General features: G+C 71.2%; 21 protein-coding genes. 13 read left to right on the top strand and 8 right to left on the bottom strand.

The genetic code is table 11. The features are described from left to right. Positions 1-706 precede the first annotated feature (706 nt). Positions 707-886: a hypothetical protein gene (locus AB0L45_RS34820; RefSeq protein WP_365847282.1), complete on the top strand. Its 180-nt coding sequence runs from the start codon at positions 707-709 to the stop codon at positions 884-886. Here the strand turns inward: AB0L45_RS34820 and AB0L45_RS34815 are convergent. The 3 genes from AB0L45_RS34815 to AB0L45_RS34805 all read right to left on the bottom strand — a co-directional run bounded on the left by AB0L45_RS34815 (position 883) and on the right by AB0L45_RS34805 (position 3,510). Continuing rightward, positions 883-1,503, bottom strand: coding sequence for a hypothetical protein (locus tag AB0L45_RS34815; RefSeq protein ID WP_365847280.1), 621 nt, complete (start codon positions 1,501-1,503; stop codon positions 883-885). The genes AB0L45_RS34820 and AB0L45_RS34815 overlap by 4 nt on opposite strands. 52 nt (positions 1,504-1,555) lie before the next feature. After that, positions 1,556-2,152: a hypothetical protein gene (locus tag AB0L45_RS34810; RefSeq protein WP_365847278.1), complete on the bottom strand. Its 597-nt coding sequence runs from the start codon at positions 2,150-2,152 to the stop codon at positions 1,556-1,558. A gap of 65 nt (positions 2,153-2,217) precedes the next feature. After that, the gene (locus AB0L45_RS34805) at positions 2,218-3,510 is read right to left on the bottom strand and encodes a helix-turn-helix transcriptional regulator (RefSeq protein ID WP_365847276.1); all 1,293 of its coding nucleotides are present in this window, start codon (positions 3,508-3,510) and stop codon (positions 2,218-2,220) included. Positions 3,511-3,694: 184 nt separating this feature from the next. Here AB0L45_RS34805 and AB0L45_RS34800 point away from each other — a divergent pair, with 184 nt between their 5' ends. The 3 genes from AB0L45_RS34800 (at position 3,695) to AB0L45_RS34790 (ending at position 5,637) form a co-directional block, all read left to right on the top strand. Beyond that, a complete protein-coding gene (locus tag AB0L45_RS34800; protein ID WP_365847274.1) occupies positions 3,695-4,162 on the top strand; it encodes a hypothetical protein in 468 nt (155 codons plus the stop codon). A gap of 131 nt (positions 4,163-4,293) precedes the next feature. After that, complete coding sequence (locus AB0L45_RS34795; RefSeq protein WP_365847272.1) at positions 4,294-5,034, top strand: class I SAM-dependent methyltransferase; 741 nt, start codon at positions 4,294-4,296, stop codon at positions 5,032-5,034. 243 nt (positions 5,035-5,277) lie between these two features. Then, on the top strand, positions 5,278-5,637 hold the full coding sequence (locus AB0L45_RS34790) for a hypothetical protein (RefSeq protein WP_365847270.1): 360 nt from the start codon (positions 5,278-5,280) through the stop codon (positions 5,635-5,637). A 1,552-nt stretch (positions 5,638-7,189) separates the two neighbouring features. Here the strand turns inward: AB0L45_RS34790 and dnaB are convergent. The 5 genes from dnaB to AB0L45_RS34765 form a co-directional block, all read right to left on the bottom strand. After that, complete coding sequence (dnaB, locus tag AB0L45_RS34785) at positions 7,190-8,587, bottom strand: replicative DNA helicase (RefSeq protein ID WP_365847268.1); 1,398 nt, start codon at positions 8,585-8,587, stop codon at positions 7,190-7,192. A gap of 87 nt (positions 8,588-8,674) precedes the next feature. After that, the gene (locus AB0L45_RS34780; protein ID WP_365847266.1) at positions 8,675-9,832 is read right to left on the bottom strand and encodes a hypothetical protein; all 1,158 of its coding nucleotides are present in this window, start codon (positions 9,830-9,832) and stop codon (positions 8,675-8,677) included. Further along, positions 9,829-9,981, bottom strand: coding sequence for a hypothetical protein (locus AB0L45_RS34775; RefSeq protein WP_365847264.1), 153 nt, complete (start codon positions 9,979-9,981; stop codon positions 9,829-9,831). Before AB0L45_RS34775 ends, AB0L45_RS34780 begins: the two co-directional genes overlap by 4 nt. A gap of 773 nt (positions 9,982-10,754) precedes the next feature. Beyond that, positions 10,755-11,744, bottom strand: coding sequence for a GNAT family N-acetyltransferase (locus AB0L45_RS34770; RefSeq protein ID WP_365847262.1), 990 nt, complete (start codon positions 11,742-11,744; stop codon positions 10,755-10,757). Then, a complete protein-coding gene (locus tag AB0L45_RS34765; protein WP_365847260.1) occupies positions 11,741-12,535 on the bottom strand; it encodes a GntR family transcriptional regulator in 795 nt (264 codons plus the stop codon). The genes AB0L45_RS34770 and AB0L45_RS34765 overlap by 4 nt, the downstream gene beginning before the upstream one ends. 697 nt (positions 12,536-13,232) lie before the next feature. Between AB0L45_RS34765 and AB0L45_RS34760 the strand changes: the two genes are divergently transcribed. From AB0L45_RS34760 to AB0L45_RS34720, 9 genes are all read left to right on the top strand, one after another. Then, entirely contained in the window at positions 13,233-13,640 is a 408-nt protein-coding gene (locus tag AB0L45_RS34760) for a hypothetical protein (RefSeq protein ID WP_365847258.1), read from the top strand. Then, entirely contained in the window at positions 13,637-13,768 is a 132-nt protein-coding gene (locus AB0L45_RS34755) for a hypothetical protein (protein WP_365847256.1), read from the top strand. Before AB0L45_RS34760 ends, AB0L45_RS34755 begins: the two co-directional genes overlap by 4 nt. Next, positions 13,765-14,115: a hypothetical protein gene (locus AB0L45_RS34750; RefSeq protein ID WP_365847254.1), complete on the top strand. Its 351-nt coding sequence runs from the start codon at positions 13,765-13,767 to the stop codon at positions 14,113-14,115. Before AB0L45_RS34755 ends, AB0L45_RS34750 begins: the two co-directional genes overlap by 4 nt. Further along, positions 14,112-14,426: a hypothetical protein gene (locus tag AB0L45_RS34745; protein WP_365847252.1), complete on the top strand. Its 315-nt coding sequence runs from the start codon at positions 14,112-14,114 to the stop codon at positions 14,424-14,426. Before AB0L45_RS34750 ends, AB0L45_RS34745 begins: the two co-directional genes overlap by 4 nt. Continuing rightward, positions 14,423-15,253, top strand: coding sequence for a hypothetical protein (locus tag AB0L45_RS34740; protein ID WP_365847250.1), 831 nt, complete (start codon positions 14,423-14,425; stop codon positions 15,251-15,253). The genes AB0L45_RS34745 and AB0L45_RS34740 overlap by 4 nt, the downstream gene beginning before the upstream one ends. Continuing rightward, positions 15,250-15,699: a hypothetical protein gene (locus AB0L45_RS34735; RefSeq protein WP_365847248.1), complete on the top strand. Its 450-nt coding sequence runs from the start codon at positions 15,250-15,252 to the stop codon at positions 15,697-15,699. Before AB0L45_RS34740 ends, AB0L45_RS34735 begins: the two co-directional genes overlap by 4 nt. Before the next feature lie 61 nt (positions 15,700-15,760). Next, positions 15,761-17,758: a hypothetical protein gene (locus AB0L45_RS34730; RefSeq protein ID WP_365847246.1), complete on the top strand. Its 1,998-nt coding sequence runs from the start codon at positions 15,761-15,763 to the stop codon at positions 17,756-17,758. Between the two features lie 99 nt (positions 17,759-17,857). After that, positions 17,858-18,328 carry a hypothetical protein gene (locus tag AB0L45_RS34725; protein WP_365847244.1) on the top strand — a complete coding sequence of 157 codons (471 nt, stop codon included), beginning with the start codon at positions 17,858-17,860 and terminating at the stop codon, positions 18,326-18,328. A gap of 2 nt (positions 18,329-18,330) precedes the next feature. Next, complete coding sequence (locus AB0L45_RS34720) at positions 18,331-18,555, top strand: hypothetical protein (RefSeq protein WP_365847242.1); 225 nt, start codon at positions 18,331-18,333, stop codon at positions 18,553-18,555. Positions 18,556-18,590: the final 35 nt, after the last annotated feature.

Here is an 18,590-nt window from a genome sequence, read left to right as displayed (position 1 = left end):
CGCCACCAACAGCCCGGCTAGTGCTGCGCCGCGCAGCTTTCTGCGCCAGCGGCTCGCCAGGTGAGCGCGACCGTACGTTCGGACAACCATGAGATTCTGTCCCTTCCGTTTCGCTGGCCCCCGATTGAGTGGCCAGCGAGGCGTTTCAGAGGACAGTACGGACCAGAACGGGTTTCAATAGAAGCGTGCCACGCTGATGCGAAATGCGTTTGGTAGTGGATTCACCCATGGGGTGGCGGGCGCTCGGGCGGAACGGAGCCGACGCGCCGGTGCCAAGGGGAGGCCGCCGTTCCCCTGCCCGTCGCGCGAAGGCGGCCGTACGGTCCGCTCATGGGCGACAGCGGTCCCGAGGGCCCGCGCTGCTGGTGGTGCGGTCAGCCGCTCGGTGAGGGTTCCGTACGACGACGGTACTGTGCGCGGTCGCGGCTGTGCCGGGACCGGGCGTACCGCGACCGGCGCCGCACGAGGGCGGCGGCGCCCGAGCGTCGGGCACTCGCTACTGCCGGCCACCGCCTCGACAAGCATGTGCAGGCCGTTCGCGAGGTGTTGCTGGCCGCTGTGCTGCGGGAGGCCCGGTGGCCCGGCGTCCGACCGAAGGGCGTTGGCCCTATTGGGGGCAACATCCCTAACCGGGGCGGGTGTGCCGGGGTACGGGCTGCCGCAGGGGAGGCGCACGGCAGTCCGAAAGGCCCGATAAGGTGCTGTTGTGAGTGAAACGCAGGTCCAGGCGCGCGAGGAACTGTTCGCGCTCGATCAGAAGATGCAGGCAGAAGGGTTCACGGCCGAGAACGCGGCCGCGGTGGACGACGGGATCATCCGGTACGCGGCTGCGCACGGGGTTGCCCTGACGCCTGTTCACCCGCTGACCGGGGAACCGTCGGCCTAGCTGGCGGCGAGCGCGGCCAGGCGCCTCATCTCGTCCACGCCGTCGTTGCAGCACTGCCCGCACACCAGCCGCCGTGCCTTGGGCCGCTCGGGAAGCCGGATGTCGTAGGGCAGCCGAGTCTCGTCCTTGAGTTCGCGCAGGTCGTAGTCGCACTCCGCGCAGACCAGCCGGGCGGCGCGGGCCTGCTTCTTCGACCAGGCGGGATACTCCGCCGACAAAGCCAGCTTGGCGATGGCCATTCCCTCGGCCCGGGGCTGGAACAGGACGAAGTCCCAGCCCGGGGCGTCCTCGGGGATGCCGGCGATGGTCTGCTCCAGCGACGGCATCCACGGCACCAGGTGGGGCAAGTTCTTGCGCGAGATGCGGACCTCCTCGCCCTTGCGCATCGCCTTGCTGTAGGAGGAGGCGAGCGGGAACCGGAAGGCCGTCACGATGGTGTGCGGAACCTGGAGCAGGTCCAGGTCGCGGCCGATGTCGGCGGCGGTGGCCTTCCACTCGCCGCAGCCGACCTCCCGCCACATGGCCAGCCCGTCGGCATTCAGCTTCCCGGACGCGTTGATCGTGCTGACGATTCGCCGCTGTGCGGCCCGCACCTCCGGGGCGACCACCTCGGTCACGGTCTTCACCTTGTCTCTCCCGGCGCCTGCGGACGGGCGCCGTCTGCGCTGGTCAACGAGACGGGGCCGTGGGAGAGCTTCCGCCGAACCGGTTGGCCCTACTGGTTCCAATGGCCCTAACCAGCGGTTCGGCTGCCCGGAGCTCGGCGACGCGGTCGCTGCGCCACAGCACGATCTGCGTGGTGCCGAAGCCGTACCAGCCGGTGCCGATGGCCGACCGCAGTCTCGGGTCGGTGCGCTCCCAGTGGGCCAGGCGCCGCCGGTCGTGGTCGTCGACGTCGTACGGGGCAGCGGTGAGCACCGCGGGGCGGGTGTCCTTGAGCCAGGTCACCGTGTGGTCCAGCCACCCGCTGTCGGGGTGGGACGTGCCGTAACGGGTGCACGGGCCGCCGACGTCATAGCGGAGGCGGCAGCCCTGGCTGCCGTCGCGTAGCAGCCACCGCGGGCAGCAGCCGGCCTCACTGAGCCGCAGGCCGTAGCGCTGCGCCCACGCGACCACCACCTCCTGGCGGGCCCGGGTATCCGCCGCGCGCTGCTCGTACGCTGCGGGGTCGGTGCGGCGCAGCGGGGGCGCCAGCCCGTAGGGCCAGCGGATGCCGCGCTCATCCTGCCCGAGAACGGTGGCGGCGCGGTCGTACAGGTCGTTCACGGCTGGGCAACGAGCCGAGGCTCTGTGGGGTCTCGGGTGGTGCGTCCGTCCGGGAACCGGAACAGCTAGAAGGCGACGTGGGCTGCCGCCGCGAGTTCGCGTACGTCCTCGACGCGGGGGTGCCGGGCGGCCAGGTCCTGGGCGATGGCGCGGATGGCCGGGCGGTCGCGGACCTCTGCGGGGCTGACGCGGGCGGCGGCCAGCAGTTCGTGGGCGGCCTGGGCGGGGCGGTCCCACTGCCACCAGGCCCGGGCCAGGTCGGTGTGCATCCGGGCGCGGCGTTCGGCGGTGGGGAACTGTCCGGGGTGCAGGTTCTTGCCTGCTTCCAGGGCGGCGCCGGCGTCGCCGAGGGCCCAGTGGACGCCGACGGCGTACAGGTCGACGGCGGCCGGCGTGATGGGGAACAGCCGTCCTGCAGGAGGGGCATCGGGAAGGTGCCGGGCGGCGCGGCGGGCTTCGTCGGTCATGGCCAGGGCGGTGGTGCGATCGCCGGAGCGGGCGGCGGTGTAGGCGGAGGTGGCGAGCATCTGGGCGTAGGCGGCGGCCTGCGCCTCGGTGCGCAGGCCGGTGGCTTCCACGTCGGCGGTGGCGCGCGCCATCAGCTGCCGGGCGGCCTCGCCGCGGTCTTGGTGGCGCAGCACGATGGCCAGTTCGCGGGCGGCGGCCGCGCCGGCCAGGGCGGAGCCGCAGACGTGGGCGTAGGTGGTGGCGCGGTCGGCGGCCAGCCGTGCCGGGGCGTAGCGGCCGACCTTGACCAGGACGGCGGCAGCCAGGGCGTAGGCGGCCGACAGGTGCGCGTGGTCGAGGTCGCGGCGGGAGCGCGCGGCGTGGTGGGCGTTGCCCAGCAGGCCGGGCAGGCCGGCAAGCAGGGGGCGGTAGGAGCCGTGGTCGTACAAGGCGCGGGCGCGGGCCAGTGCCTGGGCAAGGGGCTCGGCGTCGGCGGTGGGCTGCGGCGGGACGGCGAGGGCGTCATCGACGGCCAGCAGTGCGGCCGCCGGTCCGGCGGCCGCGGTGGCGAGCAGGGTGCGACGGCGCATGGAGTCCTCCTCGGCAGCACGCGGCCCGGCGGCCACTGTAGTGGCGGTCGTGGGGGAAGCTGCGGCTAATCCGAGGGAAGTCGCGAGCAAGGAGGACGGCACGCCGACCATCTGTGCGGCGCGGCGGGTCAGGACAAGGTCGCCGATGCGGACGGCGCGTTCCAGACGGGAGACGGTCGCGACTGAGCAGCCCAGCCGCTGTCCGAGGTCCGCGAGCGTCCAGCCCCGGTGATGCCGGCCCATCCGCACCAGGGCACCGGGCCGGTGGCGGACGGCCACCTCGCGGGCCTGGTGGCTGTTCCAGAACGGGTCGTGGGGCATGGCGCCCTCCCACCGCACGCAGGACGGGGCCTTTCACCGTACGGGCGCAACCGCCCGGTGGCGACGGTCCTTGCACAGCCTGCAAACCGCTTGCGCACCCTGCACGGATGGGCGACGCGTCCGGGGCGGCGCGGTGTGCTGGCAGCGGTGCCCCGACTGAGCGGGGCTTGATGCGGGAGGTCACATGGCAACCGTCCTCGAACTCCAGACAGGGGCCGCCGCCCCGGTGGCCGGTCCGTCGCGCGATGTGCGCGCCGCGGTGCCGGCCGCGCTGTTCGCCAAGCAGGTCGGCCTGCTGATGCGGGACTACCCGTACGACTCGGTGATGGCCGCACGCGTGCTCGGCCAGGGCTATGCCTACCTGCTGACGGCGATGGCGCACCGCGGCGAGCGGCTGGGCCTGGTCCCGAGCCGCCTGGTCGACATCGGCGTGCACACGATCATCCTGGACACCGTCGCCTACGCCGAGCTGTGTCAGAAGTACAACGCTGGGCACTTCCTGCACCACGTGCCCAAGGTGGAGATGAAGAACGACGGCTCGGTGATGCGCACCGCGCACCTGATCGCGGCCGACGGCTGGGAGCTCGACCTGCCGCTGTGGGAGGACGCCGCCGATTGCGGCCCCTGCCACCACGGCAACGACTCCCACTGACCCGACACCCCCGTACGGTCCGGGCCTTGCCGTTCATGGCAGGGCCCGGACCGTACGCCCGGCAGCCGACAAGCGGGGCACTTTCTCCCATCCGCCCCTGACTGCCCCACTCACCGCTCCACGATGGTGCGGTGACTTCCGCATCCCCCGCAGCACCCGCCTCCGACCTGTGGCACCACTATGGGCGTCGCCGCGCCCAGACCGACCGCTCCGTGCCCGAGAGGCTGTACTGGACCTGGGGCCAGGACAGCGGCCCCGGCGCCGAGATCCTCGGCGACCTCACCGGCGCCCGCGTCATCGACCTCGGCTCCGGGGCCGGCCGCCAGGCCGCCCACCTGGCCGTCCACCACCCCGTCGACCGCGTCGACGCCGTCGACGCCTCCGCCACCCAGCACGCCATGGCCCGCGACCTGTACGGCCATCTCGCTCCCCGCTTGCGGCCGCTCCACACCGACGTCACCGCCCACCTGCGGGAACACCCCGCGGCGTACGACCTCGCATACAGCCTGTTCGGTGCCGCCTGCTTCACCGACCCCGCCGTCCTGCTGCCTGCCGTCGCCGACGCCCTGCGCCCCGGCGGGCAACTGGTGATCGCCACCCTCGCGCACTACCTGACCGGCCAGCCCCCGGCTGCCGGCATCCGTGCCGCCGCCATCCCGGCGAAACTGCCGGACGGCACCACGACGACGATGTTCCGCTGGGTCCTCGATGCCCACGTATGGACGAAGGCCTTGGACGGCGCCGGCTTCACCGCAATCGCCGCGGAACGGCTCAGCGCGGCCGCCTCCAGCCCTCGCGGGGCGGACACCCTGCTCCTGCGTGCGATCCGCACCGCTGAGCCTGACGTGCGCTCTGCCCCTCCTGCTGCGTAGAGGAGGCGAGGGAGCAGATCGCCGACGCGGCCCGCGTCCCAGCGGCCGAGGAAATACCTGATCACGACGGGTAAGACCTGTTGGGCCCAATGCCTCTAATCGACGTAGCCGTTGCGGGCGGCGCGCAAGTCGGCCAGGAGCGCCCGGCTTCGGCGTTTGTTCACGGACTGCCGGTCCGGCCGACCAGGATGGGCTCGGGGCGCTGTGTGGCGGCCTCGGCTCGTCGCGAAGGGACCCGAAGCCATGACTGACAACAAGACGTCCGACGAGCTCGCTGACGTGGCGGTCGAAGCGATGCGAGTCATCAACGAGCTGACCAGGAGCCGTAGTCGCGAATGGAAGTACCCCGGCGACGTCTACAGCCTGATCGGCGGCCTTTCCACGATGGCGATGATGCTGCCGCAGGCCCTGGACCAGGCCGCTCGTCTTATCGCCGGCCTCAACGAGGGCGGCCACCTGCGCAGCGACAAGGACCACCAGCTCGAAGACGACCTCGGAGAGATCTTCCACGATCTGGACGCTGCCCGCACCGCGGCCGAGAAGCTGTACGTCTCCCTGACCCGTGCTCACAGCGGCCTGGGCTCCCTCACATACAAGGACTGATGGCCCGTCTCGTCGGCCAGGAGTAAGTCCTGTTCAGGCACAGTCAGACCTGTTAGCTCCAACACCCCTAAAGAGAGCGGGCGGCGGGGTTGGGCGCGACGACCGTCTCAGGTGCCGCGAGAGGTGCTGCCTCGACGGCTTGCGGCCGCTGTCCGTGAATCGCGGACACGCTTGGTCGCGGGAGGGGGCCGGACGACGGCGAGCCCAGGGGGCCCGGTCACATATGCGGATGATCTATCGCATAGCCCCACTGACCAGCCCGGACACCCTTCACCGCCGGGCGCGGCGATCACGCGGAACACCCCCGAGACGGCCCGCAAAGGGGCCTCGGAGCGCCGAACTCCGCCCCTCCGCCCCCGAGTGCCCCGCCAGGCTCCGAGAGCCGCACACGCCCATCCAGGGACGCGCTGCCGTGCTCTTGTAGGTCGCCGCGCGAAGCGCGTCGTTTGTTCATCGGCGGAGCCGATGGGGTGGGAAGTCGTGCCCGAAGGGCTCCTTTCTTGCCTTGACCTGCACTTTCTCCCCCCAGCGTCAGTGCCACGGCGCGGCCCGTCACCCGAATGGGTGACGGGCCGCGCCCCCTCTCCTCTGGGCTATTAACAGGCCCGAGCGCTCGTTACCGGCCGGTGTTGGCACGTTCATGCCCACCCTCCGTTCCCGACCTCCGGCCGTCCCAAATGCAGGTCACTGCCTCGGCCTCCTGCGTCCAGGGGGCAAGATCATTCGTGCCGGAAGGGGCCGGAGGAGTGCCCTGAGCTGGGGTAATGGGGTGAGCGGGGACGGGAGGGGGTGGGAGGAGTCGAGGGCGCTCGGGCCTGTTAATAGCCCCGGGGTGGGGTGCCCTCCGGTGTGTCGCGATGACGAGAAGCGGATACCGCGGTATCCGCTTTGCGTCGGTATGACGACATCGAGGGATCTCGTCGCCCGCCGCCCTCCGGGTACCCGGCACGTACGACACCCCCGGCGCGGACGTGCGCCGGGGGCGGTCTGCGTGACTAGACGGACGGCAGCCTGCCATCCGAAGCGGACAGTGTCGCGTGCTCTCGCTCGGCCGCTGCCCGGCACGCAGGCCCGCCTCGTCGCCACCGCCCCGCTGCTCAGTACCGCCGACGATGCCGGCGACCGCCAGGCAGTGCTTGTTCGGCGCAGCCGCCTCTCTCTCCTCGTGGTGCACCGTCCCTAGCCAAAGGGGTGGGACCGGTGTGGTGCGCGGTACGGAAGAGAGAAGAACTTGTTGGGGGGGCTTCTTAGGGGATCGCGTTTCCGCAGGTCAGAGGCGTGGCAGCGTTTTTTTTCCGTCCAGTCAGGTCGGAAATCCGTCCAGTCAGGTCGGAAATCCGTCCATCGAAGCGACCTGCACTGATGTCACATCACGCCTGGTCGCTTCGATGGACGGATTTCCGACTGGGGTGTCTCGACCTCCGGTCGACCGGGTGTGGCGCGGGCCGGAGGCGTGAGGAACGGCGACGCCCCCGACGCGGAGATGCGTCGGGGGCGTCGTCAGCCTCCTGCCGGGTGGTTTGTGGTGGTATAGAGCCTTTTGTCCTAGTGATCAGGACTGCGCCATGTCCACGAACCGCGCGTAGTGGCCCTGGAAGGCCACGGTGACGGTCGCCGTCGGGCCGTTACGGTGCTTGGCCACGATCAGGTCGGCCTCGCCGGCGCGGGGCGATTCCTTCTCGTACGCGTCCTCGCGGTGCAGCAGGATGACCATGTCCGCGTCCTGCTCGATCGAGCCGGACTCGCGCAGCTCGCTGATCTGCGGGCGCTTGTCGATGCGCTGTTCAGGGCCGCGGTTGAGCTGGGAGAGGGCAATGACCGGGATCTCCAGCTCCTTGGCCAGCAGCTTGAGGCTGCGGGAGATGTCGGAGACCTCCTGCTGACGGTTGTCCGCCCGACGGCCGGAGCCGGACTGCATGAGCTGGAGATAGTCCACGACCAGCAGGTCCAGGCCGTCCTTGGCCTGCTTGATGCGCCGGGCGCGGGAGCGGATCTCGGTGAGCGACAGGTTCGGGGAGTCGTCCACGATCAGGGGGGCGCCCTCGATGGCGGCCGTGCGCTTGGCCATGCGGGTCATGTCTTCCTCGGTGACCGTTGCCGCGCGGATGTGGTGCAGGGCAACGCGGGCCTCGGCGCTGTAGAGGCGTTGGGTGATCTCAGGGCGGCCCATCTCCAGGGAGAAGAACGCCGAGGTCCGACCGTGCTTGATGGAGGCGGCCCGGGTGATGTCCAGGGCGAGGGTCGACTTGCCGATGGCCGGGCGGGCGCCGATGACGATGAGCTGGCCGGGCTGCAGGCCGTTGGTCAGCGCGTCCAGGTCGGCGAAGCCGGTGGGGATGCCGGTCATCTTGCCGGTGCCCTTCATCCGGGCGTCGAGCTGGTCCCAGAAGTCAGGGACGTCTTCGCGGACGTACGCGTAGCCGGCGGACTGCTCACGGGTCGCCAGGGCGTCGAGGACCTCGGCCTCCACCGCGCTGCGGACGTCGTCGATCTCGCCTTCGCCGGAGTAGGCGACCTGCGTGATCCGGACGCTGGCCTCGATCAGGCGGCGGCGCACGGCCCGCTCGTGGACGATCTCGGCGTAGTACGCCGCGTTCGCCGCCGTCGGCACCGTCTGGACCAGGGTGTGCAGGTAGGAGGCGCCGCCGACCTTGGTGATGTCGCCGCGTTTGGTGAGCTCGGCGGCGACGGTGATCGGGTCGACCGGCTCGCCCTTGCCGTACAGGAACAGGATCGCGGCCTGGATGGTCTCGTGCGCCGGACGGTAGTAGTCCCGCTGCTGCATCGGGGTGTCGAGGACGTCGGCGATGGCGTCCTTACTCAGCAGCTGGCCGCCGAGTACGGACTGCTCCGCGTCGATGTCGTTCGGCGGGACGCGGTCGAAGCCGTCGTTCCGTCCCGAGGGACCGAACCCGTCGTCAGGAGCGGCGTGGGGTGCGACGATGGACATACGGATCTCCTTCGTGAGGTTCTCCTGTGGCGGCCGGTTCTTGACGGGAGTGGCCGCCACAGGCGTTTTCGGATCGTGGTGCCGAGGTCACGCGGGCTGACCGGCACGCAGCCGGGCCAGCAGTCCGGCGCCGTCGACGGGGCCGGGCTCCGACGGGCCACGCCGCTGCCGCTCGCGCTCGGCGAGGCGACACTGCGGGCAGTCGTCGGCCGCGAACGTCGGGTGGTGCTCGCACTTCTGCGGGGCCGAACGGCCGGAACGCTGCCCGGGCACCGACGGCTGCGGAGCCTCGGGCCAGGTCATCGCGTCTTCCAGGACCTTCCAGGTCGGCTTCATCCGGCCCATCCACTGGGCCACCCGGCACAGGTGGTCGAGATCGGCGCCAGCGGCCAGGAGCTCGCCCGCCTCGGTGGCGATGGCGGCCGCGCGCTTCGGCAGGAACGGACGGCCACCGGCCTTCATGCCCTCACCCCAGGCGTCGACCACGGACTTGGCAGCCGAGGTGTCGGCGGGCGCGTCGCCTCCGTCGACCTGGTCCTGCGCCGGTGCCGCCTTCGGGGCCCGCTTCTTCGGCGCGGTCTTGGCGGCGGACGCCGAACCGCCTGCCTTCCGCGCCGGCCCGCCCTTCGCCGGAGCATCGGACTTGGCCGGAGCATCGGGCTTGGCCGGGCGGGGCTTGGCCGCGGCCGCCGGAACCGTCGCGCCAGCCGGCCGGTCGGCAGGCGTCTGGATGACGCCTTCCTCGGTGCGGGTGTGCAGCGGAGGCTGCGGCGGGTTCTCCCGCCAGTCGGGGGTGTAGGCGTCGAGCTTGTCCCAGACGTTGCGCCAGCCCACATAGGCGTCCGGCGGCGTGTCGTTGACCTTGTACTTGCGGAAGGAGTTCTGGATCCCGCCCTTGCCCGTCGAGGTGACCAGGCGGCCGCCGTCGGGATTCACCACCAGGTTGTGCTCGGCGAGCAGCCTCAGCGCGTCCTTGACCATGGTCGGGCTGCAGGGCTTCTCGTTCACGCCCGGCAGCAGGAAACACAGCTGGTCCAGCGACATCCGGCGCAGGCCGCCGCCCTTACGCCGGGCCGACTCGTAGACCATCGAGCGCAGGATCAGGTACAGGTGCAGCGCGGTCCGGGTCATCCCCGGGAGCAGCAGCACCCAGTCACGCACCTGGGTGTGCGTCCAGTAGTCGGTGATGTCACCGACGAACTCCAGCTCCTCGGCGGCCTCGTCCATCGGGCTCGGAGAAGTCATCGGGTCACCACCACGGCGGCCGTGGTGGGCAGGGCGATGGTGGTGCTGTCGAGCACGGGCGTCGTCGTCACGCGGCCGTTGTATGCGCCAAAGCGGACACCGCCGTCGTGGCAGGTCAGAGCGCTGTTCTTCGTCTGCGTCGTAGTCACGGCGCTGGTGTACGTGGCCGCGGACGTTACTGTCGCGGGCTGCCGTGACGGACGGCAGCGGGGGAGGTGGTGCATGGGTTGTGCGGTCCCTTTCGGGGTACGGGAGCCGCACGTCGAACGATCACCAGATGGAGGCAGGGAACACACGGGACGTGCTGTCCAGCGTGTCTTCGTGTAGCTATTCTGGTGTGTGGTAGCCGGGCCCCTGGGGCTTGGTGCCCGGCGTTACCGCCGACGTACGACTCGGAACTGGGCAAGGTTCTGCGGAGTCGACTTGGATGGCCGTCCCTGTTGGCGCAGGGGCGGCCATCGTCGTGTTCACGGCGGCTGTGGCATGGACAGCATGATCCGGGCCCTTCTCCGGTTCGGGAAACCGGGAATCACGTGGTACAGGGTGCAGCGAGCGAATGTGCACCTGGTGGCGCGGTGTGTGGAACGCGCTCGCGAGCGTCGGGGTTCCGTCATCCCGTTCTCCGGGAGAGAACCCGTGCGACAACCCGCAGGAAGGGATCCGGGCGGCGTGTCGTATCGCCTCTGCTGCGCCCACACGACCGTGAGTACGCGTAGCCTGCAGACCACGCAGGCACCTCCATCTGCTTCAGGTGCTTGATCGCACGTCGGGCTTCCACACACCGACGTCGCGACCGGCAGGCTCCCGCACGCGGGAGCCTGCTCGCGTTTGCGGGGTCATCATCCTCCTCTGCCAGTCTCGGCGTGAGCAGTGATGTGACTTCGGAGTGTCGAGGCGCGCTGCTGTGGTCCGGCCGCAGCGGTCACGAAGCCGAGTATTTGTCGAGGGCGCGCAGGCAGTCGCCGAGTTGGACGCCAGGGGTCACCAAGTGGGTTGCGATGACGCGCTGTGCAGCCGTCGCCAGGTGGTTGTCGTCGTGTTCGACGGCACTCCAACTGCTTACCGGGACGGGAGTGTCGACGGGCAGTGGGGCCGCGTAGAGCGCTTGGTGCTGTTCGCCGACCAGCCACGGAAGGGCGGCGTCAAGCGGAATCTCGTCGGCGAGTACGTCGGCTTCTCGGCCTGCACGCCATAGTGCCAGGGCCAGCAGGACCGCGGCCGGCAACCACGTCTCATGGCGCTCTGCACTGATGGCAGCTCGGCTCCGAGGGGCGGAGTAGTCGTGGCACCAGGACGCCAGTCGCCATGTGGAGCGCAGGATGCGGTCCCACGCGCTCTCACCCAGGACATTGACGTGCCGCTGCTCCCAGGACTCGTACGGGTCGAAGAGCGACAGGCCATGGGCGACACTGCGGCGCGCCGGCCGTTGGGCCGCCCACCCGGAGACCACTGTCGGGTCGGTTGAGGTGCGCACATGCTCGAAGCCCAGCCCCTGGTAGTAGCTCTGCAGACGGGTGTTGGTGCTCCAAGCGTCCAGCCGCAACCACCGGCAGCCACGCCGTGCGGCCTGGTCCCCCGCCCAATCCAGGAGGCGTACGCCGAGGCCACGGCCTGCCGCCCGCCGGTCGACTGTCAGTTTGTGTACGTAAAGGGAGCTTTCCTGGCGCTCCTCGTCGTTCCACAACCGTTCGTCGGCCTGGCGGTCGAGAGTGATGGTGGCGAAGGAATCAGTGTGGTCCGCGTCCTCCTTGACGAGGAACACTTCGCCGCGCCGGATGCTCGCGAGGATGTTCTCGGCAGGGAACGGGCGAGCCCACTGATCGGTACCGAGTTCCTTGAGCCAGGCGGCAGCGTCCGTCCGGTACTGCAGCAATCGCGGCAGATCGGCGAGCTCGGCGCGGACCAATATCACTGAGCCCCCCACGGGATACGAGGCTGCCCGGTGTCCTCGGGGTTCCTCACTCGGTCGTAGACGATGACGTGCCGGTCCCCCGGGATGATGTTGATGGTGCACTGCACCACGTTGTCGTTCGCGAACGTGGTGGCGATGTGCTCGCCGACGGGGACTCCGGGCCCGATCTCCAGGCGGCGTGCTTCTTCCGGTAGAGGCATCCGGATGTAGATCTCATCGAGGGCCTGCTCCAGCTCTGCCCCCAGGAGCTCGGCGAGAACGGCGTTGGTGCCGCGTGCGACATCCCCCGGATTCATCCAGTCGGTGCCCTGCACCAGCGAGAGCCGGACGTAGGAGTCGTTGAGGTTGTACGGCACGCCGTCGAGCTTCCGCACTCGGCGCCGCGCTGCGACCAGTTCACCTGCGGCCAGTCCCAAGCGGTCACGGATGGCCGCAGGCGCTTCGACGATCGACACCTCGATGTCCTGGGACGGAGTTCGACCGTCCTCCTCCGCGACCAAGTTGGTGAAAATGTCCGTCTCGGGAGGTCGGCGCCTGAACTCAGCCTGTGGCCGGTACACCAACCTGCGACGTTCGACGACGAAGTAGCCCCGCGGCCGCCGCGGCTCAATCAGCCCTTCATTGATCAGGACGTTCAGCCCCTGGCGCACCGTCGCGCGCGCTTTGACCTTGTACTGGTCAAGCAGGGCAGCCTCGGTCGGAAGCTGCGCACCAGGTCGCAGCGAGCCGTCGAGGATCAAAGCTCTCAGGTCGTCCGCGATCTTTTGGTAGACGGGCACCGGTTTCTTCATGGCCCCATGTGTACCTGCGCCCTTACCCATTGTCCAGTCAATGTGAAACGTGTAGCCGCGGTGCTTGACGGGGTGACCCGCTGGGGTGTTACATCGATCTCACCAACGCATTGTCTAGTCAATGTGCAGCGACTAGTACCTATGTTTTGGATGCACAGAGCAGTCATAGAGGCGCGGCCACGCCTTACGTGCGCTTCGGATCCACCCCCTGGGCTCGTGAAACTGCGGATCAGCCCGGTCGGAGAAGCACCTGTTGGCCTTGAGAACTCCACAGAGTGATCCGTCCGGGGAACACGAGCTGAACCATCGCGCCCATCCAGGGTGTGGCAGGCGGCTCCACTGGGTGCCCCGGCCCGGTCCGCAGGGATATGCGGACCGCCATCCCGCAGGCGAGATGCGGGACAGGCAACAGCGACAAGCCAGCCCTGCCGCGTGCGCAGCTGAACTGCGATCAGCTTCCGCAGCACCTTGTCCCATGCCGTCCTCACGGGCGGACAAGGATCCGACCGCGCGGTGACACAAGGGCGAAGATCGCGGACCCCGTAGGCGATGGCCGGTTCGAGTCCGGCCCGGGGTACTGCGGCAGCCGCCGCTCAACTGCGCCGCTCAGACGGCGCACAGCCCCCAGCACGGCGTTGCAGCGCCGTGTGTGCCGGGGGCTGTCACGGACCAACCCAGTCACAGGGAGACGATCCGCATGTCCATCATCTCAGCCGTCGCCCCGCTGCGTCCCGAGGCCCTGGCCATCGGGCTCGAAGACGCCGTCGCCGAGGCGTTCAACGTCTTCACCGAGGTCCAGGCGCTCGCCCGGCTCGGCGTCCGTACCGAGGTCACCGTCGACCCGGGCGACTACGTCACCGTCGGTCTGACCCTGTCGCAGGAGACCGCCGGCCTGCTGCCGGGCCTGGCCAAGAAGCTGGCGCACGGTCAGATCCGCTACCCACACGGTGCCGTGGAGGTCAGCGGCACCATGTACGCCAACCACGTCATCGTCCGGTGCACCGTCGACCGCGCGCACCTGTCGCTCGGCGACCTGGCCGACCTGGTCCTGGTCGTCGACCCGAACTTCGCCGCGTACGACGCGCACACGGGCCACCTCGCATGAGCAGCCAGGAGCAGGCCGCGAAGGATGCGGCCGAAGCCGCCCGCCAGGCGGTGAAGGCGCGCCAGGAGGCCGAGGCCAAGCTGCGCCGTCACGGCCAGGCCCGGGCCGGAGTGGGGGGCCGGCGATGACCGTGACCTCCGCCCTCCGGCTCGTCCCGGCCGACGTCCTCGACGACCTGCGTCACCGCGCCGCCCTCGGCGACGCGGTGCAGGACGTCGTCCGCCAGACGGAGCTGCTGTCCGTTCACCACGCCGCCACTCTGTACGCGCTGCGCACCACGACCGCGCGTGCGGACACCGCCACGGCGTACCTGAACGCCGCGACCGACGACCTGACGGTCTTCGTCCTGCGCAGGTCGCAGGCGGTCCGGCTGCTGGACGCGATCGACACCGCCGAACTGCCGCCCGCCGTGGCCGCGCAGATCCGCGCCGCCTGCGACGTCCTGGAGCACGGCGGTGAGGAGGGGCCGGGATGACCGGCACCCCCTCCCCCGTCGTCCGCTGGCTCGGCAGCGTCTGGCGCCGCCTGCGGCGCACCGCCGATCAGTTGCACCCGGCCGCGCTCGCCGCGCTGGCCCTGCTCGGGACCGGCCTCGGCTACGGGGTCGGCCACCTCCTGGAGCTGGTGCTCAACGCCGTCGTCGACGTCCTGGTGGCGTCGACGGCGGCCGCACCCGGCCTGCTCGGCGCCGTCCTGATCGGACGCTGCGCGCTCCGCACCGCCCTCAACCTCTCCTCCCACATCGCCGCCCGCCGCCGCGCGGGCACCAGGGGGTTCTCCGCATGACCTGGTTCATCAGCTCACGCCGGCACGCCCGGCTCACCACCTGGCTCATCGCCCGGTGGGAGCACGCCGATGCCCGCATCCGGGCCGTCCAGCTTCGGCTGGCCCGTGTGAAGAACGAGCGGGACCTCGCCGACTGGCGCTCCGGTCTCCTGGCCGAGCGCGTCGACCGGCAGGCCCGCACCATCGCCGACCTGGAGCGCGCCCTGGAGGCCGCCGAGCAGCGGGCCGGGCGGCTCGACACCGACCTGAATACCGCGGACGCCGAGCTCACCGACCTGCGGCGCGTCGAGGTGCTGCTGCACCAGGCGCTCGACTACTACACCGCCGCCATCGACGAGCCCGTGCACGTGCTGCAGCGCGCCGGACGCCTGATCGGCCTCTACCGTACGCACGCTCAGGCTGCCCAGGCCGTGCGGCGCCTCGACCCCGATGCGCCGGACCTGGCGGTCTGGAAGCCGCGGACGGACGACGGGCCGGGCACCGGCTGGTGGCACCACCGCATGGTGCTGCCCGAGCTGGCGCCCGCGCCGTCCGCCGCGGCGCTCGAAGCCCACTACCGGGAGAAGGACAACAAGAGGACGCCGCAGCCGGTGGCCGCGCTGCCGGCGGTGGCCGAGGAGCACGACAGCCGCAATCCGGCGGTCATCGCCCGGCACCTGAGCGACGGGTGCCCCGCCTGCACCGAGGCCCTGCGGGAGCTCGACGCCGAGCAGCTGGTCGACGCGCACCAGGCCGCCCGCCTCGCCGACGACCCGGACGCCGCCGAGCTGATCAGCCAGGAAGTCGACCGCCGGATGCGGGCTGCGAATTCGGGGGTGACGGCATGAGCAGGCGCTACTGGACTGCCCGCATCGCGCACTTCGCGGTGTGCGACGTCGCCCCGTTCGCCGTGCTCGCCGGTGCCGCCGTCATGGCGTCGCTCATCCCGCTGTTCGGGGCGCACGGGCCGTCGAGCCTGGTCGACCTCCACTCGACGGATGGCATCGACTCATGGCTGGCCGCGCTCAGCGTCGTGATCCTGTGGCGGGCCTTCGGCGAGCTGCCAGTGCGCAAGGCGATCGACCGCTGGTACCTCGATGGCGCGCCGCCCGACGAGTGGCTGGCCTTCTTCGGGCTGGAGGAGTCCTGGCGCGCCCCGGCGACCACCGCCTCCGCGTTCCGCCAGGCGCACGGTGACCCGGTCGACGAGGAGTGGGACGCGGTGGAGTACGAGATCCACCAGAACCTCGCCTCCCGCGAGAAGGGCGACGGGGCCCGCACCACCCAGGACTGACCACGCCAAGGTGACCGCCCGACGGGCGGTCACCTTCGTACGTACGTAAAGGAGCTGAGGCGTGGCCGCCCGTACCGCGACCCGCAACAAGACCCCCGGGAAGAAGAAGACGCCGGCGGCCCGGAAGCCGCCGTCGAAGACCACGACGACACCGCCGCCGCGCCGCCCGACCGGGGCGGCCGCCGAGCCTCCCGGCCCGGCGACGACCGTGCCGCCGAGCCCGGAGGTGCGGGAGGAGGCCGAGGCCCGCGCCGCAGACCTGCGCGATAGGGCCGCGGACCTGATGGACCGGGCCGCCGACGTCCTCGAAGGGGCCCGGCAGCAGGCATCCGCCGAGGCCGCCGGGCTGCTCCGGGCCGCCGAGGACGGTGCCCGTACGGTCCGCCGGGCGGCGGCCGCCGACGCCCGCCGGGTCCTGGCCGAGGCGGCCGAGGAGGCCGGGGAGCGACTGCGGCAGGCCACCGCCGAGGCGGACGGCGTCCGCACCGCCGCCGAGGACCAGGCGCAGGCGCTGCATGACGGCGCCCGCCACCAGGCCCGGCAGATGGCCACCTCGGCCCGCGCGGCCGCCGGCCGGACGCGCTCGGACGCCGACCGCGCCGCCCGGGCGATCCGCGGCCGCGCCGAAGACCAGGCCGCCGACGTACTGGCTCAGGCCGAGCGGCAGGCGCGGCAGATCCTCGCCGAGGCCGCTGAGCAGGCCGAACGCATGGCGGCGCTGCGCCGGTCGGCGGCCGAGGCCGCCTACCGCGACGCGCTCGCCGACGCCGCGAAGATCCTGGACGAAGCCCAGCGCCAGGCCGCGGAGATCCACGCGGCCCGTGCCGCGCTCGACTCCGACCTGGAGCTGGCCCGCCGTACGGCCCGGTTGGAGCTGGACGAGGACCTGGCCGAGCGGCGCCGTGCGATCGAGGCGGAACTCGCCGAAGTGCGGGACAAGGCCCGGCACGAGGCCGAGGACGCAGCCGACGCCATCCGGGCCCGGGCCGAACGGGAGGCCGGGCAGCTCGGTGACCGGGCGGCCGCCGAGGCGCAGACCCTGCGCCGGGAGACGGAGGCCCGGGCCCGCGCCGCGGTCGCGGACATCCGCCGCGACGCCGACCAGGAGCTCCAGGCAGCCCAGCACACCCGCCAGGCCGCCGAACAGGAGCTCCGGGCCGCGCAGGAGGATCACCGGCTCGCCGAGCAGCGGGCCACCAGCCTCAAGCGCCAGTACCGCGTAGGCGAGATCGCCAAGGCGGCCGCCCTGTGGGTGGGGCTGGCAGCGGTAATCGTCCTGACCGCGTCCGGCGAGTGGCAGTTCGCCCGGCTGGTCGGTCTGGGGGACACCCCGATCGGCGACGCCGGATGGGCCCTGCCGCTCGGTCTCGACGTGTACGCGGTCACGGCTTTCCGGAAGAAGAAGGACGTGGGCTTCGCCCTCGGCCTGATGGCCGCCACCAACATCACCTTCCACGTGGCGGACCGCACCGGCGCCGGTATGACCGTGGTGGGCGGCCAGCAGCATCCGAGCGTCTGGCTGATCGTCGTCGCCGTGATCGTCGTGGTCGCCATCGTCTGGCGCATCCACCGTCTTCAGGAAGGCGATCACGACACCGCGAAGCCGAGCGCCCCGCCCGCCGAAGACAGCGCGGGCGCTCAGCCCGCGAGCGTCCCTGAGCGCCATGCCGCACCCGCTCAGTCCGACGCTCAGCCGCACACCGCCGAGCGCGCTCACCGGCAGACCGAGCGCGCTCACCGTACGAGCGCTGAGCGCGCTCAGGGCGCCACGAGTGAGCGCGCTCGGAGCGCTGATGGTGAGCGCCCGCCCGCTGAGCGTCCCAAGCGTGAGCGCCGTCAGGCCAAGCGCGCTCACACCGGTGAGCGCGCCGCGCTCAAGGAGCGCCAGGACGAGATCGTGCGCGCGCTCTACACGGCGGGCCACCGCCCGGAGTGGACCGAGATCCGCGACGCGCTGAGCGCCGCCGGAATGGAGGCTCCGTCCCGGCCGACCGCTCAGCGCATCCGCGACCGGGTCGAAGCAGCGCACCCGCACCTGAACCCCGCCGTCCGCTCCTGACGCGGTACGGCGAGCACCACCGCCCCGCCGGGCCCGCCGCGCTCCGACCCGGCGGGCCCGGCCTCCTCCCCCTGCACGACCACGCGAAAGGCATGACTCATGAGCGCGGACAAGTGGACCCCGGACCGGCTTTCGGAGCCGGCGGGCCGAGCTATTCATCTGGAGCAGCGCCGGGCCCAGCTCCACCCGATCGTCGACGACCTGCGCCGCCTGGCCCGGGAGATGGAGGCCGAGCTCAAGGAGGTCGGCGAGATCGAGGGCGACTGGCCGTATCAGGACCGGCTGCGGGCCTGGCACGCCGTCCGGCCGCTGTTCAAGGCGGCGGACGAAGTCGAGAAGGCCATCGCCAACGTGGTGTCCTTCAACGGGCGCTACAGCAGGTCCTACGAGGAGTTGCCGGTCAAGCGGGCCAGGAAGAAGGCCGAGAAGGAACTGGCCAAGCGCCAGGGCCAGGAGCCGCAGGCCATCGAGTCCGCGCCGGCGGACAGCGGGACGGCGCCCGTGCCTGCCGAGCAGGAGTCGAAGGGGCCGTTCAACACCGTCTTTGAGCACTTGCGCAAGGGAGCGTGAGCGTGACGCGGGCGCAGACGAAGGCGGAGCGGGCCGCACTCAACAAGCTGGCGCACTTCGAGAAGCGCCAAGCGGAACGCGAGAAGCGGGGCCCGCGCGGCCGGGCCGAGTCGTGGGCCGAGCGGGCCCGTTCCATCGCCGCACAGCGGGAGCGGGCCGGTGACCCCGAGGCGTGGAACGACCTCGCGAGGACGCTGGCCACCTGGTGCAGCCGCTACGAAGCGTAATCACGCGGGTCAATCAATCCACCGATCAAACCGCC

This window comes from Streptomyces sp. NPDC052496, from assembly GCF_040679095.1.
GTDB lineage: Bacteria > Actinomycetota > Actinomycetes > Streptomycetales > Streptomycetaceae > Streptomyces.
This window is presented reverse-complemented; position numbering and strand designations above follow the sequence as displayed.

Excerpts from the sequence above, each read along its gene's own strand:
- AB0L45_RS34725 (WP_365847244.1), top strand. The coding sequence starts at position 17,858 with ATGAGCGCGGACAAGTGGACCCCGGACCGGCTTTCGGAGCCGGCGGGC.
- AB0L45_RS34735 (WP_365847248.1), top strand. The coding sequence starts at position 15,250 with ATGAGCAGGCGCTACTGGACTGCCCGCATCGCGCACTTCGCGGTGTGC.
- AB0L45_RS34780 (WP_365847266.1), bottom strand. The coding sequence starts at position 9,832 with ATGACTTCTCCGAGCCCGATGGACGAGGCCGCCGAGGAGCTGGAGTTC.
- AB0L45_RS34745 (WP_365847252.1), top strand. The coding sequence starts at position 14,112 with ATGACCGGCACCCCCTCCCCCGTCGTCCGCTGGCTCGGCAGCGTCTGG.
- AB0L45_RS34760 (WP_365847258.1), top strand. The coding sequence starts at position 13,233 with ATGTCCATCATCTCAGCCGTCGCCCCGCTGCGTCCCGAGGCCCTGGCC.
- AB0L45_RS34800 (WP_365847274.1), top strand. The coding sequence starts at position 3,695 with ATGGCAACCGTCCTCGAACTCCAGACAGGGGCCGCCGCCCCGGTGGCC.
- AB0L45_RS34765 (WP_365847260.1), bottom strand. The coding sequence starts at position 12,535 with ATGAAGAAACCGGTGCCCGTCTACCAAAAGATCGCGGACGACCTGAGA.
- AB0L45_RS34740 (WP_365847250.1), top strand. The coding sequence starts at position 14,423 with ATGACCTGGTTCATCAGCTCACGCCGGCACGCCCGGCTCACCACCTGG.
- AB0L45_RS34755 (WP_365847256.1), top strand. The coding sequence starts at position 13,637 with ATGAGCAGCCAGGAGCAGGCCGCGAAGGATGCGGCCGAAGCCGCCCGC.
- AB0L45_RS34790 (WP_365847270.1), top strand. The coding sequence starts at position 5,278 with ATGACTGACAACAAGACGTCCGACGAGCTCGCTGACGTGGCGGTCGAA.
- AB0L45_RS34750 (WP_365847254.1), top strand. The coding sequence starts at position 13,765 with ATGACCGTGACCTCCGCCCTCCGGCTCGTCCCGGCCGACGTCCTCGAC.
- dnaB (WP_365847268.1), bottom strand. The coding sequence starts at position 8,587 with ATGTCCATCGTCGCACCCCACGCCGCTCCTGACGACGGGTTCGGTCCC.
- AB0L45_RS34805 (WP_365847276.1), bottom strand. The coding sequence starts at position 3,510 with ATGCCCCACGACCCGTTCTGGAACAGCCACCAGGCCCGCGAGGTGGCC.